Genomic DNA, 16,540 nt, shown 5'->3' with positions numbered 1-16,540 from the left:
GCGCTGACAGCGCTATCCGTGCTCACGGCGCCACCCCCGTCACCGGTAAACCCAACGTCTCCGACCAGCCCAGGGCCAGATTGGCGCACTGTACGGCGGCGCCGGCGGTCCCCTTCGTGAGGTTGTCGATGGCGACGACGGCGACGACCCGCCCGGCCCGTTCGTCGACGGTGACCTGCACGTGCGCGGTGTTCGCACCAAGGGTGGCCGCGGTAGTGGGCCACTGTCCGTCCGGTAGGAGATGTACGAACGGCTCGTCGTCGTAGGCCCTGACCCAGGCATCTCGGACGGCACTCGCCGAGGTCCCGGGGGTGAGCCGAGCGGTGACCGTGGCGAGGATGCCGCGGCTCATCGGCACGAGGGTGGGGGTGAAAGAGAGGCTGACGGCGACACCCGCGGAGAGTGCGAGGTTCTGCTCGATCTCGGGGACGTGCCGATGGCTGCCACCCACCGCGTACGGGCTCGCGGCCCCCAGGATCTCGCTGGCCAGCATGTGCGTCTTCAGCGATTTCCCGGCACCGGACGGACCGTTGGCCAGCACGGCGACGATGTCTTCCGGCTGGACCACCCGCATCGCCAGGCCGGGCGCGAGCGCGAGAGTCACGGCGGTGACGTTGCAGCCGGGTACCGCCACGCGCCGGGTTCCGGCGAGGTGGTCGCGCTGTTTGGTGCCGTCGGCGTGGACCAGTTCCGGCAGCCCGTACGGCCAGCTACCGGCATGGTCGGTGCCGTAGAACTGCTTCCAGGCGGCCGGGTCGGTCAGCCGATGATCGGCGCCGCAGTCCAGTACCAGCGTATCGCCGGGTAACTGGGCGGCCAGCTCGGCGCTCGCACCGTGCGGCAGCGCGAGGGCGACGACGTCGTGCCCGGCCAGCGTTTCTGGAGTGGTGGGCTCCAGGACACGGTCGGCCAGCTGAACAAGCTGCGGGTGGTGCTGCCCGAGGCGGTCGCCCGCACTCGAGTGTGCGGTGACCGCGCCGACCTCGACCTCCGGATGGGCGGCGAAGAGGCGCAGCAACTCACCGCCGGCATACCCGCTGGCGCCGGCGACGGCGACTGTCGTGACCATGTACATGAGTATGCACGACTGCGCATGATCATGCAATCCGCTATTCAGTCTCCCCCACTTCGCTACCGCCAGGTGGCGAAAAGGGCGCCCCGAAGCCCGCGAAGACCATCTGGCGGTAGCGAAGTGCGGATGGAGGTGGGCGGACGGGCCGGACGGAGGGGCTGGCGGGGCTGGCGGGGGAAGACATGAGCGTCTGCCGAGTTCGGTCCTACACTGACCAGCGTGGACACCACCATCAGGCGAGCGACGGAGAACGATGCGAAACGGATGACCGCTCTCATCCACTCCTCCAGCGCCTACGCCGGCCACTACGCCGCGATCCTGTGGAACTATCGAGTTGCCCCGGACTACATCACCCGGCACGAGGTGTACGTGATCACCGGCGCCGACCAGCGGCTGCTCGGGTTCTACGCCTTGGTCCTCGATCCACCCGAACTGGACTTGGCGTTCGTCGCCGACGACGCCCAGGGCACCGGGCTCGGTCGCAAGCTCATCGAACACATGGCCACCCGGGCCGCGGCGGCCGGGCTCACCAGCGTCCGCGTGGTGTCACACCCACCGGCCGAGATGTTCTACCGCCGGCTGGGCGCCGAGCGCATCGGCACCGTTGCGGCGCGACCACCGGCGGTGCCATGGGACCGGCCGGAGTTGCTGTTCACGATCCACGCACCCGGAACCCCGCCCTCTCCCGGGTGATCGTTGGCGGTTTATTGCTGTAAATCCGCCAAGTAAATCCGTTTACCCACCCGGGTTTACAGCAATAAACCGCCAACGATCACCGATAAGAATTCCGGGCAAATCGGGCGGGTGATGGTTAGTTGTCCGACTCTTCCCAGCCGGCCAAGACGACGCGCTCACTGTCTACCCGGCGCTCTCCGTTGAACAACAGGCCCAGGCGGTCAGCCACCCGTACGCCGTCGACGTAGACGCCGCGGCCGCGAGACGGCGTGGCCCGCTCGCCGGTATAGGTCCACCGCAGGTGTGTGGTGCCGACTGGAGGCTGGGCATAGGCGCGCAGCCACTGGCGGCCTTGGAACCCGGAGAACGTCCCGTCGCTGGCCCACCGGTACGGCCCCACCTCCATCTCGAAGGCCAGCGGCTCCCACTGCGCACCGCCGTCGTTCGACGCCTCCAGCCGACCGACGTCGAAGCCGGCCTCGGTGTCGTACCAGAGCCGGAAGGTCAGCCGCGGCCCGAACCCGGCGGCCCGGCTCAGCGGCACCGTCAAACGATGGGTGGTGGCGGTCGGCTGGCGCGAATACCACGCCGACGGCCCGACGGCCGGCCGCACCGGCAACGCGCGGCCGAGATGCCGGGCCACCGCCTGCCGGGCGAGATTATTGCTCCCCCAGCCGCGGTCGGGGTGCACCCGATTGGTGAGCAGCACGGCGAAGGTACCGGACAAGGGATCCATCACCAGCGACGTGCCGGTGAACCCGGTGTGCCCGAAGGCCACCGGAGAGTCCAGCGACGCCATGTACCACGGTTTGTGCAGCTCGAACCCGAGGCCGCGGCGCGCCTCGGTGCCGGGCGGCAGCCCGTCGTTCTGGTTGGTGATCGCCTCCCGGACGATGTCCTCGGACAGAATCCGGTGCCCGTCGTACTCACCGCCGTTCAGCAGCATCTGGCAGAACACGGCGAGATCGGCCGTAGTGGAGAACAACCCGGCGTGCCCCGCGACGCCATTCAGCGACCACGCGTTCTCGTCGTGCACCTCACCGCGGACGATCCCGCGGCCGGTCCAGGGCATGTCCTCGGTGGCCGCGATCCGGTGCCGCAACTCATCCGGCGGGTTGTACATGGTGTCGGTCATCCCCAGCGGATCGGTGATGCGTTCGGCCACCAGCCGGTCCAACGTCGTGCCCGTGATCCGTTCGCTGAGCTTGCCCAGCGTGATCAGGCCCAGGTCGGAGTACACGTACCGGGTGCCCGGAGGATCCTGCGGCTCCTCGGCGTAGATCGCGGCGACGCGTTCCTCGGGCGTCGAGTACTCCGAGTACAGCGGCGCCCACGCCCGCAACCCCGCGGTGTGGGTGAGCAGATGCCGCGTCGTGACGGCACCTTTGCCGTTGGCCGCGAACTCCGGGATGTACCGCGCGACCGGTACGTCGAGCCCAACGTGTTCCGTCTCCACCAGCTGCAACACAACGATGGCGCAGAACAGTTTGGTCACCGACGCGAGATCGAAGATCGTGTCCTTCCGCGTGGCGACCCACTGGTCCGGCGGCAGCTCGGAACCCTCGCCGTCGGCATACCGCAGCGCATGCCCGACGGCGTGGTGTTCGACGATCACACCGTCCTTCGCGACCAGCACTGCCGCGCCGGCGTACATCGGGTGTGCCGGGTTCTCCGGCGTGGTCTCGAGGTAGGCGGCGACACTCGGTGTGATCCGGGCGACGTGATCGGCCAGCAGTCCTACGTCAGCCGGCGCCCCGGAGCGCAACGTGTGCGACCCGAAGACCACGTCGGCCGCGGTCACCGTAGGCGGGCCAACTCGATGGCCTCCGCCAGCGGCCGTCCGCGCCGCTGCACCCGCTGGTGTGGCGGCACCGGCGGCGACCCCCAGGTTCGCGACCGGTAACCCGGTGAGCACGAGGGCGCCCGCCCCCACGCCGCGGAAGAACTCTCGTCTGGACGTGTTCACCTGGTGTCTCCTCTCGGCACACGAAGAACCATCGACGTGGCACCGCCGAAGCCTGGCGCTCCCGGCGCTGCTCCCACGGGTGTTCCACGACTGCCTTCAGCGCTTGCCGCGCTGCCGGTGGTAGATCAGATACTTCTGCCGGGTTTCGCGGAAGGCCCCGAGGTCGTCCTGCCAGCCCGCCACCACCTCGTCGACACTGGCGCCGTCCTCGATCGCGGTATGCACCCAGGTGGAGCCGGTCAGGAGATCGATCCACCGGCGACCGGAGCTCCCGGGCCGCCAGAACTGCATGTCGTCGGGCTGTAGCCGACGTGCCTCGATCAACATGGCCACCGCGGTGCGGATGGGGTCGAACACGTCGCGATCGGTGACGAACAGCTGTACACCACCGCAGACCTGGCCGGCGTATTTCGAGAAAGTCGGGTTGAAGTACGCCTCCCGGAACGTCACCCCCGGCAGGTCCAGCGCGTTCAACGCCTCCTCCCACGCGTGGTCGACATGAGGGGCACCGATCAGCTCGAACGGCCGGGTGGTTCCGCGGCCCTCGGCTACCCCCTCGGTGCTGTGGCCGGCCTCGAACAGGCAGGTGCCCGGGTACACCGCGGCGGTGTCCACCGTTGGCATGTTCGGCGACGGCATCACCCAAGGCAGGCCGGTCTCCTCGAACCACATGTCGCGGAACCAACCGCGCAGGGGGACCACCTCCAGGTCGACGCCGCTGCCGGCCACACCGGGCAGGAACTCCGCATTGAACAGTTGGGCGAGCTCACCGACGGTCATCCCATGCTGCTGGCTGATCTCCCGCTCCCCCACGAACGACGCCTGGTCGGGGTAGTTCAGCACCGGGCCCATGGCGCGCCGTCCGGTGATGGGGTTGGGCCGGTCGAGGACGACGAAGCGCAGCCCGAGTTGTGCCGCCGCCACCATCGACCAGTACATCGTCCAGATGTAGGTGTAGAAACGGGAACCGACGTCTTGGATGTCGAACACCACGGTGTCCAACCCCACGTCGTCCCGGACCTGCTCGAACAGCACCACGATCTGGCTCGGGGGCAGGCTGGCGTAGGCGTCGTACACCCGGACCCCCGTCTTCGGGTCGATGAAGGAGTCTTCTCCTTCACCCGCCTGCGAACTTCCGCGGAACCCGTGTTCCGGCCCGAACGCCGCCACGACGTCGACCCCGGCCCGCAGCACCATGTCGTCGACCTCATGGGTGAGATCCGGCAGCACCCCCGTCGGGTTCGAGATGATGCCCACCCGCTGCCCCGCCAGGAGGTCGTAGTCCCGCCTGGCCAGCTCCTCCACACCGGTGCGGACCAGACGCGGGCGGCCGGGCGGGCCACCTCCTCCGGGCGGGCCACCTCGTCCGGCTCCCTGGGCCACGGCCATCCCGCCGGCCAGCGGTAGGCCGACGAGACCACCGCCGATGCCGCCGATACCGGCCAGAAAGTGTCTACGTCGCATCGTGGTCTCCTCCTCGTCGATGAGGGCTGCGGACGGTGGCGTCAGTAGCTCAGGCCGTGACCGAAGGGGTACAGGACGGCGCCGGACTCACCGGCCACCGGGACGGTCACGGGCAACTGCCCCCGCGGTGAGCGCTCTGCGAACATGACGCGGGCGGCCGACTCGAGTGCGACCCCGCCGTGGGAGTACGTTGCGAGGTAGGTGTCCGCCGGCTGGAGGTGCGCGACGTCGTAGGCATCTCGAACGGCGACGACCACGACGGGTATCCCGGTGTCGGCCAGCGCCCGTACCAGGTCACGCTGTCCTTGGTGGGCCGGCGCCCACGCGTTCATGGTGGTCACGACGGCGATGTCACGTCCTTGGGCCTGGGCGACGGCGGCGTCGACGACGGCCTGGGACGGGTTCACGCCGGTCTGGAGGACGGCGGTGGACGGCCCCCGTTGGCCGATCGCGGCGGCGAGGGTCTGTGTGGTCACCACTCCCCAGCCAGTGACGAACACGTCCTGATCTCCCGGTTCGAGTGGGAGGAGGCCGGCGTCGTTGGCCACCAGCGTGGTGGTGGCATCGGAGATCCGCTGGGCCTGCGTCAGATGCTCAGGTGTGCCCACCACGTCGTCGATCTGGTCGACGTCGACGAACGGGTCGCGGTACAGACCACGCTGGTACTTCAGGCGCAGGATCCGATAGACGGACTCCTCGATGCGCCGTTCGCTGAGCTCCCCGGCCCGGACCGCGTCGAGCACCGCGTTGTACGCCAGGTCGATGTCCGGTGGCATCAGCAGCATGTCGACACCGGCCCGCAACGCCAGCACCGGAACCCGCTCGTCGCCGTAATGCTGGCGTACCCCGGCCATGTCCAGCGCGTCGGTGACGACGACACCGTCGTAACCCAGTTCATCGCGGAGGAGGCCGGTCACGATCGGGTGCGACAGCGTGGCCGGGTCCTCGGCCGGGTCCAGTGCCGGTACAACGATGTGTGCGGTCATGATGGCGTCGATGCCGGCTGCCACCGCCGCCTCGAACGGGGGTGCGTCGATCTCCCGCCATTCCTCGAGTGTGTGGTGGATGATCGGCACGCCGATGTGACTGTCGGTGGCGGTGTTCCCGTGGCCGGGGAAATGTTTCGCGGTGGCGGCCACCTTCGCCTGCCGGTAGCCGCTCACCTGCGCCACGGTGAGGTCGGCCACCAGCTGCGGGTCCTCGGCGAACGAACGCACCGCGATGACCGGGTTGCGCGGGTTGACGTTGACGTCGGCCACCGGGGCGTAGTTCTGGTTGATGCCGATGGCGCGCAGCTCGGCACCGGTGATCCGCGCCGCGTCGGTGGCGTCGGCGGCACTGCGCCCGGCGCCGAGGGCCATTGCGCCCGGGAACTGGGTGGCCGGCGGACCGATCCGGGTGACCAGGCCCTGCTCCTGATCGGTGGAGATCAGCAGCGGCACGGGCATCCGCTGGCTCAGCGCCGCCTCTTGCAGCCCGTTGGAGAGGGTGGCGATCTGCGCCGGATTGTTGACGTTGCCAGACCAGGCGAAGTAGATGATTCCACCAAGCTTGTACCGGTCGACGAGTTCGCGAGCGGTGTCGACGCCGTGGACGGCCCGGTTACGTGGGTCGACCGTATCGGCTGTCGGGCCGTAGGCGTAGGTGACGAACAGCTGGCCGACCTTCTCCTCCAGCGTCATTCGCCGGATCTGGTTGACGATCCACCCGCGTGGCACCCGATCCGCGGGGTTGGTGGTTCGGTGGGTGGACGTCGGCCCGGCGTGGAGTTCGTCCATACCGCGGGAGACATCAGCGTCGATGGCTCGAGTGCTAGGTGCGGCCACGGCGGTGCCGGCGAGACCCAGGAGTGCGGCGAGGGCGACGGCGCCGAGCCGGGCGAGCCTGGAGGAACGGTGGTGTAACCGGCCATCGGACATGCGCTGCCTCCGAGGGATGCTCGCCCCGGCAGGCCGGAGCGGGAGAACCGTGGCATAGACGAACGGGTGTCGACTTGTTAACGGTCTACCTCTGCTAGCAGCTATGAGGAAACTTACCTACATGTAGACCAATGGTCAATGGTGGTCAGCACCGCCAGTGTCACCAGCCACCACACCGGGTGGCGCGCGAAGATCGAGACCACCGGCAGGAGACAATCATCCGGTGACCTCAGCCGCCGAGCCCGATTCCGAGCCACCCGCAGCAGGGCCGGTCGACCGTCGCACCAGCCGCCGGCAAACCATTCGCGCGGCGTTCCTTCCCGTCGTGGCCATCGCCCTGATGAGCGTCAACCTACGCCCAGCGGCCAACGCCCTCGGCGCGGTGATACCGGCGATCCGCGACGACCTCGGACTCTCGGCCACCATGGCCGGCATCCTCAACGCCACCCCCGGCTTCTGCTTCGTCGTCTTCGGGCTGGCCGCGCCAAGTATCGCCGCCCGCATCGGTGCCCAGCGCACCATCGTCATGGCCCTGACGGCCATGGTGTGCGGCCAACTCGTGCGCGTGCTGATCCCCGACGTCGGTGCGGTCTTCGCCGGATCGATCCTGGCGCTGGCCGGCATGGCCCTGGGCAACGTCCTCCTGCCCGGCCTGGTCCGGACCCACTTCCCCCGCCATGTCCCGGCCATCACCGGCCTCTACACGGCCTGCCTGCTGGGCGGGGCGACCGCCGCCTCCGGGCTCACCGTACCCATCGCCCGCGGCCTCGACGCCGACTGGCGAGCCGGGCTCGGCAGTTGGACCCTGCTCGCCGCACTCGCACTGATCCCATGGGTGGCACTGCTGATCCGCCGCCCCGATACTCGCCCACGCGACCAAGCCGGGCCGGCGATCCAACTACGCTCCCTGCTGAACAACTCGGTGGCCTGGTGGATGGCCGTGCTGTTCGCCATGCAATCGATGCAGGCATATGTGATAACCGGATGGTTGTCGCAAATACTCGTCGATGCCGGCATGGATCTCGCCGTCGCCGGCAGCGCCGTCGCCGTGTTCGTCGCCGCCGGCGTTCCACTGGCGATCCTGGTGCCAGCGCTGGCCCGGCGGCAACGGCGCATCCCACCACTCGTGGTGGTGCTCGGAGGGTTCTACCTCGTCGGATACGGCGGCCTCATCATGTGGCCGGCCGAAGGAGCGTGGGCCTGGGCGGTACTGATCGGCATCGGTGGAGGCACCTTCCCGCTCATGCTCATGTTGATCGGTCTGCGCGCCCGGACACTCGCCGGCGTGACGGCCCTGTCCGCATTCTCCCAATGCACCGGGTACGTCATGGCGATGGTCGGACCGTTCGTCTTCGGCCTGCTGCACGACGTCACCGGAGGGTGGACCGTGCCGATCGCCACCATGGCGGCGTCGATCGTCGTCATGGTGATCGCTGGGCTGCGCGCCGCCCGCCCCCGCATGCTGGAAGACGCGGGCCCTACCTCACCGCCCCCGTGATCGTCGCAGCACCTGGCCGGCGTGGACCCCGGTCGGCTTGCCGTCGTTGACGGCCAGCTCACCACCCACCAGGACGACGTCGACACCGGTAGCCAACTGCCAAGGCTCGGTATAGGTCGAGAGGTCGGCTACGTTGTCCGGATCGAAGACGACAACGTCGGCCACCGCGCCCACCCGGATGACACCCCGGTCGGACCACCCCAGCCGGGATGCCGGCAGCGACGTCATCTTGCGTACCGCTTCGGGCAGCGATAACACGCCGCGCTCGCGGACGTACCGGGCCAGCACCCGCGGGAAGGTGCCGAAACTGCGCGGATGCGGACGTCCAGGCCCCTCGGCGCGGAGCACCCACCCGTCGCTAGCGACGGCTACTCGCGGGTGTCGTAACACCGTTTCCACGTCGTCCTCGCTCATGCCGTGGATCACGACGGTGACCGTGGCGGCGTGTTCCTCCAACACTCGCAGCGTCGCCTCCGCGGCGTCGATACCGTCGCGGGTGGCGATATCGGCGAGGCTGGAGCCGGCGGCGTTCTCATACCGCCCCGGCCCCAAGTCGGCGAGCATCACCTTCGCGGCATCGGCGTGCTCGCCGTCCCGTCGTCGTAGTTCAGCGACGATCCGCTCACGCTGGGCCGGGTCGGCGAGGCGGGTCAGCAGAGCCTCCGGGCCACCGTCCATCGCCCAGGTCGGCAGCCGGGTGGTGAGGGTAGTGCTCGACGCCGCATAAGGATAGACGTCGCCCGCGACGTCGACCCCACGCTCGGCGGCGTCATCGATGAGGTCCAACACCGCCGACACCGTGCCGTGGAACCGCTGGCCCGCGGCTTTGATGTGGGAGATCTGCAACCGGGCACCGGCGTTCTCGGCCACCCGGATAGCCTCCTCGACGGCCTCCCGCAGCCGCGCGGATTCGTTGCGGATGTGGGTCGAGTACAACAAACCCGCCTGGGTGGCGGCGCTGACCAGGTACTGCACCTCACGCTCGTCGGCGTAGGTACCGGGTGCGTAGATCAGCCCCGTGGAGAACCCATGGGCTCCCGACTCCGCGGCCTCGGTCAGCAGCGTCGCCATGGCGGCCAGTTCGTCGTCGCTCGCCTGGCGTTCCTCGCCGCTCATCACCGCCAGCCGCACCGCCTGGTGTCCGACCTGGGTCGCCAGGTTGACCGCCGGGCGGGCCCGGTCGACGGCGGCGGCGAAGCCGTCGTGGTGAGTCCAGTGCCAGCTGAGTTCTGGCTCGAAGAACGCGGTGGAGGTTTTCATCTCCTCGACGTCGCTGATGGGAAACGGGGAGAACCCGCAGTTGCCGCCGAGCAGCGTGGTGACGCCCTGTGGGAGTTGGGTGCTGGCGGCGGGCCAGCCCTCCATCCGGAAGTCGGCGTGGGAGTGCAGGTCGATGAACCCCGGGGCGACGCACCGCCCAGCCGCGTCGACGATCTGGCGGGCCCGGAGCGGGCTGGCGGAGACCTCTTGAATGGTGCCGGCGCCGATCCCGACGTCGGCCAGTACCGGGTCCGCTCCGGTGCCGTCCACCACCATGCCGCCTCGGACGACCAGATCGTACTCGCTCATATACACCTCTCGTCTTTTCCCGGTGATCATTGGCTTTTGACTACCGGATCCGGTAGTCAAAAGCCAATGATCACCGGGAGGGGGGCGGTGGGTCAGGTGCGGGCTAGGCGGACCACCGTGGCCGCCGCCTCGGCGATGATGTCGGCCGCGGGACCCGGCCGTTCGGCGTGCGACGCGGGGTCGTCCAACTCGCTGCCGAGCGCGGCCAGCACCACCTGCCGGCCGTCGAACTCGAGAACGCCGACGTCGTGCCGGACGCCAGTGATCTCCCCGGTCTTGTGCCGGCAGACGACGTCCGCCCCGAGCCGAGCCGGCATCCGGTCGTTGAACTGCTGCCGGCCGAGCACACCCAACGCGAGCTCGCGCAGCTCCGGCGGGAGCAGACCCGGTCCGACGAGCCGATCCAGCAGCAGCGCTTGATCGTCGGCGGTAGTGACGTTGCGTAGGCCGGTCTTGGCCGCCTCCAAGTCCATCAGCCGCCGCTGTAGCCGGGTATGAGTAGTGCCCAGCTCGGCCAGGCGTTTGTCGAGTGCCGGCGCTCCGAGCAGGTCGATGATCATGTTCGCCGCGGTGTTGTCGCTCACGACGATCATCAGCTCGACCACCTCGTCGAGCCGGAGCCGACGCACCGACGGCAACGCGTTGAGCACACCAGCACCACCGGCCCGGACGTCGGGTACGTCGAGCACATCGTCCAGCGAACGTCGGCCGACCGCGATGTCCCGCAGCACGAACAGCATCAGGGCCACCTTGATGGTGCTGGCCGCGGGCATCACGGTGTCGCCGTTGACCGAGGCCAGCTGATGCCCGCTTTCCCGGACCGCGAAAGCCCATCGCCCCGGACTCGTCGTAGCGAGTGTCTCGAGTTCGGCCCGCAGCGCGGTGGCCGGGCCTGGCGCCCACGTCGTCGTCATCATTCCTCACAACACAGCAGATGGTGAACCGCACCGTACAACACCGACGATCACCCACTCCACGGCGGACAACCGCGGAAAGATCCGGTCGGCATGCAACGAAGCACGGCACTTGGCGCTCATAGCCAGTGACGATCATTTCTTGCTGGAGGCCGATGATGAGCACCAGGCGACGATCCATGGCCGCGGTCACGGCGGCCGCTACGACGATGGCGATCACCACCGCTGGGCTGGGCGCCACCCCGGCCACCGCGGACCCTGAAGGTCCCACTCCGACCGTGACCACCGTCGACGGCCCCGCGTCGGCCGGATCACCCACACAGGCGTCGGTGACCCTCCTCACCGGGGACGTCGTCACCGTCACCACCCACGGCGACGACACCCGAACGGTCGACATCACCCCAGGTCCGGGACGGGACGGAATTCCGTTCGCCCAGCGCCGGACCACCGACGGCCGGTTGCGGGTGATCCCCGCCGACGCCCTCGGACCAGTCGGTGCGGGCACGCTCGACCCCCGCCTGTTCGACGTGACGACACTCATCGAGCAGGGCTACGACGACCCGTCGGCCGACGGGTTACCCCTGATCATCCGGTACGACGAGGCGCCGCGGTCACCACGCGCCGCCACCCACACCCTTCGAGGCGCCGGAGTCGCCGTCGAACGTGAGCTGCCCAGCATCGGCGCCGCCGCGGTCACCGTCCCAGCCGAGTCGACCGGCGACCTCTGGGCGGAACTCGCCGGCGCACGAGACGGCATCGGCACGGCCGCCAGCGGCATCGCTGAAGTCCATCTCGACGGGCGGGTCCACCCGCAACTGGACCGGAGTGTGCCGCGGATCGGCGCACCTCAGGTGTGGGACGCCGGATACACCGGCGCAGGGGTGACCGTGGCGGTCCTCGACACCGGCATCGACGAACAACATCCGGACCTGGCCGACGCCGTGCTCAAGGCCGAGGACTTCACCTTCAGTGACGACGGCCCCATCGACTACGAGGGGCATGGCACCCATGTCGCGTCGATCGTGGCCGGGCGCGGTACCGCCGCGGACGGCCGCTACACGGGGGTCGCCCCGGACGCCGACCTGCTGATCGGCAAGGTTCTGGACTGGTTCGGCGGGTACGACTCGTGGATCATCGCCGGCATGGAGTGGGCCGTCGAGCATGGTGCCGACGTGGTCAACCTCAGCCTCGGCGGCTGTGCTACCGACGGCTCCGACCTGTTGTCCGAGGCCGTCGACGCCCTAACCGAGCAGAACGACACGTTGTTCGTCGTCGCGGCCGGCAACCACCCAGCGCCGATGCCGTGCTTCGATCCCGCGACGGTCTCCACCCCGGCCGCCGCCGATCACGCGCTCGCCGTCGGCAGCGTCGACGACGCCGATGTGCTGAGCCGCTTCTCCAACACCGGACCCCGGCTCGGCGGTGGGGTCATCAAGCCGGAGCTGACCGCACCCGGCGAAGGGGTCGTCGCCGCCCGCGCCGCCGGGACTCTCCAGGAAGCCGCCGTCGACGAGCACTACGCCCGGCTCTCCGGAACGTCGATGGCCGCACCTCACGTGGCCGGCGTCGCGGCACTGCTGGCCCAGCAACACCCGGACTGGGCCGCCACCGAACTCCGGCAGGTGCTGCTCGGTAGTGCGCGGCCGCACCCCGACTACGGCGCCTATCAGCAGGGGGCGGGCCGGGTCGACGCGGCCCGCGCGATGGGACAACAGCTGTTCACGGCTCCAGCCTCGCTGAGTCTCGGGCTCGTTGCCTGGCCACATGGCGACGACGATCCCATCACCGAGACGTTGACGTACCACAACACCGGTGACGACGCCGTCACCCTGGATCTGTCGATGACACTGCTCGGCCCCGACGGCGGGTCCGCCCCGGACGGGATCATCAGCGTCGACGCCGAACAGGTCACGGTGAACGCGGGCGCCACGGCCGACGTCGAGATCACCGCGGACACGTCGACCGGCGCACCGGACGGCGCCTACAGCGGCTGGATCACCGCTGCGGACAACACCGGATCGGTGTCGGTCACCACCCCCGTCGGCGTCGTCCAAGAGGTCGAGTCCTACAACCTCACCATCAACGCCGTCGACCGCACTGGCGAGCCGGCCGCCACGGAGGCCACCATCGGCGATATAGGCGCGGATCTGCTCCGCGATGTCGCTCTGCCAGCCGAGCCGGTCACCGTTCGGCTCCCGGCCGGCCGCTACGACCTCACCACGGCGATCTACACCGAAGACGTCACCGACCCGATGGCCAGCAGCCTCACCCTCGTCTCCCAGCCGGAACTCGAGCTTCGCGGCGACACCGAGGTCACCCTCGACGCGCGGGATGGCGAGACCATCGGCGTGCAGGTGGACAGCACGAACGCATGGCAGGTCGGCCAGCGCCGCGCGTTCCTCCAGTCGTTCCTCGTCGAGTGGGGCGTATCAGCCGATCCCGACGACCCCAACCGGGGCACTGGGCAGCTCTACGCGACCCCGACGCCGGAGGTGACCTCGTACGAGTACACGTTCGGCTACCAGACCGGGCTCGCGGCGCCAGCGGCGAAGAAGGGACAGCCAGACCGCGGCTACAACCTGCACCTCACCGAAGAAGGGCGGATTCCGGCCGATCCGACGTTCCGGGTCCGCGACACCAACCTGGTTCGGCTGGACACCACGCTGCACGGGCAGGGCGTCGACGTGAACCTGCCCGCGTCCCTGATGGCTGAGCCGATCGTCGACGACATCGGCTGGGTGCGATGGGAGTACGACGTGGACCTGCCCGGGCAGCGACTGGACCTCTACACCGAACCCGGCACCGTCCACTGGGAGACCCAGCTGGCGTTCGGCGACTCGGTCGAGTTCGCCGCCCTGCCTTCGGATCTTGACGCTGGGAAGCGGTACCCGAAACGGTGGAACGCCGCTCCGATCGGTCCGGTGCTCCGGCCACACGTCGCTTTCGGGTTCTTCTGGGTAACTCTGACGCCCTTCGCGTCGTCGTCGCCGGGGCACTACGCCTACACACCACCGGACGACGACGGATACACCGCGACGACCACCCTGGCCATCGACGGTGAGGTGGTCGGCACCAGCGAAGACCCGGGCGGAGGGGTGTACGACATCACCTTCCCCGACGACGTCGCCACGTATGAGATCACCACTCAGCAAACCCGCGAGGTCGGTTGGTCGACGCTGGGCACCGAGGTCGAGGCGACATGGCGACTCACGAGTGGGCCGCCGGAGCCGTTCGAGACCATGCCGTTCCTCGGCCTACGGATCGGCGGCGACGTCGACCTGCTCGGCCGGGCGCCGGCGCGGCGTCCGTTCCGCCTGGAGCTCACCGTGGAGCGGGCCGACGGGTCCGCCCCGGCGGTCGAGGACATCCAACTGGAGGTGTCGTTCGACGACGGCGCGGTCTGGCAGGACGTCCGCGTGCGGCCGGCCAGCGACGGCTACGTGGTCCGGTTGCCGGCACCCCCGGCCGGGAGCGAGTTCGGGTCGCTGCGGGCCAGCGTCACCGGGACCGACGGCAGCCAGCTGGAGCAGACCGTGCTCCGCGCCTACGGGCTGCGTTAGCCCTCCCCCGGGTGCACCCTCAACTCCCCCCGGGGGTGCACCCCCCCCCGCCCGGGGCGGGGGGGCGGGGCGCCGGGCGCCTGGGCCCCCGCACCCCGGCAACGATCACCGGACGGGGTCGGCGTCGTCGATGGGCACCATCCGCAACGCCCGGGCATCTCGCTCGACGATGTCGGGTTGGCGGGCCAGCAGCGATTCCACGGTGTCGGTCCCGGCCCGCAGATGCCGTCCGGCCAGCCCGTCGAGCCGCCCGGCCCCAACGGCCGCGATCAGCTCCACGACCGCCTCCGGCGGTGTCCAGTCCGTGCGGCCTTCGTGCATCGGCATCGCAGTGGTCATCTCGGTTTCCACGTGACCCGGTGCGACGTCGAAGGCCAGCACACCCCGGTCCTGGAACTGGGCATTCAGTTGCGTGGTGAACCTGGTCAACGCTCCCTTCGCGACGGTGTAGCCGGTGTACGACGTCATCGGCTTATACGCGGCGCCGCTGCTGAGATTCACGACGCGGCCCCCGCCGGACCGGACCATGCCCCGCAGGGCCGCCTGGGTGACCAGCATCGGGCCGCGGACGTTCACCTCGATGACCCGCCACGTCTGCTCGGCGTCGAGCCCGAGGAAGTCCGTCGCCTCCGGCTCGATCACCCCGGCGTTGTTCACGAGCAGGTCGACCCCACCCAGCGTGGACTCCACCTCGTCGACCGCCGCCAGAACCGCCGTCGAGTCCACGACGTCGGCGACAACCACGACCACCTCGGCCGCGCCCCGCTCCCGGCATTCGGCGGCCACCTCGTCGAGGCGGCGCTGATCGCGGGCCAGCAGCCCCACGGCAAGGCCACGTTCGGCCAGGCCCACCGCCAGCTCACGGCCGATCCCCCGGCTCGCACCCGTGATCAGCACCCGCCGCGCGGCGTCTGTTGCCATAGTTCTTCTCCTCGTCTTATCGTCCGGACCGACCCACCATGACCGCGGGTTTCCGGCATCAGGCGAACCCGTGGTCACCCAGGGGGACGAACCGGATGCCGCGCGAACGCAGCGCCGGCACCGCCTGGGCGACGCCGTCGGCGGTGCCACTGGCCGGGTGGTTCATGTGCAGCAACGGGATCGACCCGGGTTGGGCCGTCGCCAGCGCGGCGGCCACCTGCGCAGCGTCGAAAGTCGCCCCGGCGTCACCCAGCACGTCGTAGTTGACCACCTCGAAGCCGAGATCCTGGGCGATCCGCACCGCGACCTCGTCGTAATAGGCGGTGCCGGACCGGAACCACCGTGGCGACAACCCGGCCACCCGTTCGATGGTCGCCTGGTTGATCATGATCTCGTCGATCACCTCGGCCGGACTGCCGGTTCCCGCGATGCCGTACACCTCCCGGCCGCTCACCGACAACGGGCGGTGCGCCGTTCCATGGTTGCCGACCGCGAACAACGGATCGGCGGCGAGGTCGGCGAACGTCGCCTCGTTGGCATCGATCCACCGCTGGTTCACGAACAGCGTCGCGGGCACCTTCTCCGTCCGGAGAAAGTCGATCAACGCGGCGTCGTAGCCGACGCCATTCGGTCCGCCGCACGCGTCGAAGGTCAACGCGACAACGGAGTCCCGGGTATCGAGCCTGGTGCGCACGCCGGTGACCTGCTCGCCCCACTCGGAGGCCGTGGTCGGGTAGTCGGCGGGGTCGACGTCGGCGGCACTCACGGGGGTCTCGGTGAGCTCGGCCGCCCCAGTCGGTTCCGCAGCTGGGGTGGTGGTGCCCGCCGGCGGCGCGGTGGTGGTCGGCGAACCCGCCGGCCTGGTCCGATCTGTCCGGGTGGGTGAATCGTCGGCTCCGCCGACACCACACGCCGGCAACCCGACCAGCGCCGCGCAGCCGAGCAAGAACTGCCGACGCGCCACCACCGGGGTCCGCACCGA

The 16,540-nt window shown here is 69.5% G+C and carries 11 protein-coding genes; 3 read left to right on the top strand and 8 right to left on the bottom strand.

Features of this window, described 5'->3' with window-relative positions:
• Positions 1-22 precede the first annotated feature (22 nt).
• Positions 23-1,075, bottom strand: coding sequence for an N-acetyl-gamma-glutamyl-phosphate reductase (gene argC, locus G8760_RS23790; protein WP_166355327.1), 1,053 nt, complete (start codon positions 1,073-1,075; stop codon positions 23-25).
• A 216-nt stretch (positions 1,076-1,291) separates the two neighbouring features.
• On the opposite strand from argC, the gene G8760_RS23785 reads away from it, so the two are divergent.
• Positions 1,292-1,765, top strand: coding sequence for a GNAT family N-acetyltransferase (locus G8760_RS23785; protein WP_207782659.1), 474 nt, complete (start codon positions 1,292-1,294; stop codon positions 1,763-1,765).
• A gap of 118 nt (positions 1,766-1,883) precedes the next feature.
• Here G8760_RS23785 and G8760_RS23780 read toward each other — a convergent pair whose 3' ends face one another.
• From G8760_RS23780 to G8760_RS23770, 3 genes are all read right to left on the bottom strand, one after another.
• The gene (locus tag G8760_RS23780) at positions 1,884-3,713 is read right to left on the bottom strand and encodes a serine hydrolase domain-containing protein (protein WP_207782658.1); all 1,830 of its coding nucleotides are present in this window, start codon (positions 3,711-3,713) and stop codon (positions 1,884-1,886) included.
• A gap of 96 nt (positions 3,714-3,809) precedes the next feature.
• Positions 3,810-5,177, bottom strand: coding sequence for an exo-beta-N-acetylmuramidase NamZ family protein (locus G8760_RS23775; RefSeq protein ID WP_211199001.1), 1,368 nt, complete (start codon positions 5,175-5,177; stop codon positions 3,810-3,812).
• 41 nt (positions 5,178-5,218) lie between these two features.
• Complete coding sequence (locus tag G8760_RS23770) at positions 5,219-7,096, bottom strand: glycoside hydrolase family 3 protein (RefSeq protein ID WP_207782657.1); 1,878 nt, start codon at positions 7,094-7,096, stop codon at positions 5,219-5,221.
• A 223-nt stretch (positions 7,097-7,319) separates the two neighbouring features.
• Here G8760_RS23770 and G8760_RS23765 point away from each other — a divergent pair, with 223 nt between their 5' ends.
• A complete protein-coding gene (locus G8760_RS23765) occupies positions 7,320-8,594 on the top strand; it encodes a CynX/NimT family MFS transporter (protein WP_166355326.1) in 1,275 nt (424 codons plus the stop codon).
• Here G8760_RS23765 and G8760_RS23760 read toward each other — a convergent pair.
• A complete protein-coding gene (locus G8760_RS23760) occupies positions 8,580-10,163 on the bottom strand; it encodes an N-acyl-D-amino-acid deacylase family protein (protein ID WP_166355325.1) in 1,584 nt (527 codons plus the stop codon). The two genes, G8760_RS23765 and G8760_RS23760, sit on opposite strands and share 15 nt — an antisense overlap.
• Before the next feature lie 92 nt (positions 10,164-10,255).
• Complete coding sequence (locus G8760_RS23755; protein WP_166355324.1) at positions 10,256-11,077, bottom strand: serine hydrolase; 822 nt, start codon at positions 11,075-11,077, stop codon at positions 10,256-10,258.
• 158 nt (positions 11,078-11,235) lie between these two features.
• On the opposite strand from G8760_RS23755, the gene G8760_RS23750 reads away from it, so the two are divergent.
• Positions 11,236-14,637 (top strand): S8 family peptidase, encoded by a 3,402-nt coding sequence (locus tag G8760_RS23750; protein WP_166355323.1) that lies wholly within the window; start codon positions 11,236-11,238, stop codon positions 14,635-14,637.
• Between the two features lie 105 nt (positions 14,638-14,742).
• Here G8760_RS23750 and G8760_RS23745 read toward each other — a convergent pair whose 3' ends face one another.
• Both G8760_RS23745 and G8760_RS23740 read right to left on the bottom strand, forming a co-directional pair.
• Positions 14,743-15,558, bottom strand: coding sequence for an SDR family NAD(P)-dependent oxidoreductase (locus G8760_RS23745; RefSeq protein WP_166355322.1), 816 nt, complete (start codon positions 15,556-15,558; stop codon positions 14,743-14,745).
• 58 nt (positions 15,559-15,616) lie between these two features.
• Positions 15,617-16,537: a polysaccharide deacetylase family protein gene (locus G8760_RS23740; protein WP_207782656.1), complete on the bottom strand. Its 921-nt coding sequence runs from the start codon at positions 16,535-16,537 to the stop codon at positions 15,617-15,619.
• Positions 16,538-16,540 lie beyond the last annotated feature (3 nt).

Origin of the sequence: Phytoactinopolyspora limicola, assembly GCF_011320225.1 — a bacterium.
Lineage (GTDB): Bacteria > Actinomycetota > Actinomycetes > Jiangellales > Jiangellaceae > Phytoactinopolyspora > Phytoactinopolyspora limicola.
Note: the sequence above shows the minus strand (reverse complement) of the source record. Positions and strands in the feature narration are given on the sequence as shown.

Bases quoted from the DNA above. Each gene is read 5' to 3' on its own strand.
- G8760_RS23750 (WP_166355323.1), top strand. From the start codon at position 11,236: ATGAGCACCAGGCGACGATCCATGGCCGCGGTCACGGCGGCCGCTACG.
- G8760_RS23760 (WP_166355325.1), bottom strand. From the start codon at position 10,163: ATGAGCGAGTACGATCTGGTCGTCCGAGGCGGCATGGTGGTGGACGGC.
- argC (WP_166355327.1), bottom strand. From the start codon at position 1,075: ATGTACATGGTCACGACAGTCGCCGTCGCCGGCGCCAGCGGGTATGCC.
- G8760_RS23745 (WP_166355322.1), bottom strand. From the start codon at position 15,558: ATGGCAACAGACGCCGCGCGGCGGGTGCTGATCACGGGTGCGAGCCGG.
- G8760_RS23770 (WP_207782657.1), bottom strand. From the start codon at position 7,096: ATGTCCGATGGCCGGTTACACCACCGTTCCTCCAGGCTCGCCCGGCTC.
- G8760_RS23775 (WP_211199001.1), bottom strand. From the start codon at position 5,177: ATGCGACGTAGACACTTTCTGGCCGGTATCGGCGGCATCGGCGGTGGT.
- G8760_RS23755 (WP_166355324.1), bottom strand. From the start codon at position 11,077: ATGACGACGACGTGGGCGCCAGGCCCGGCCACCGCGCTGCGGGCCGAA.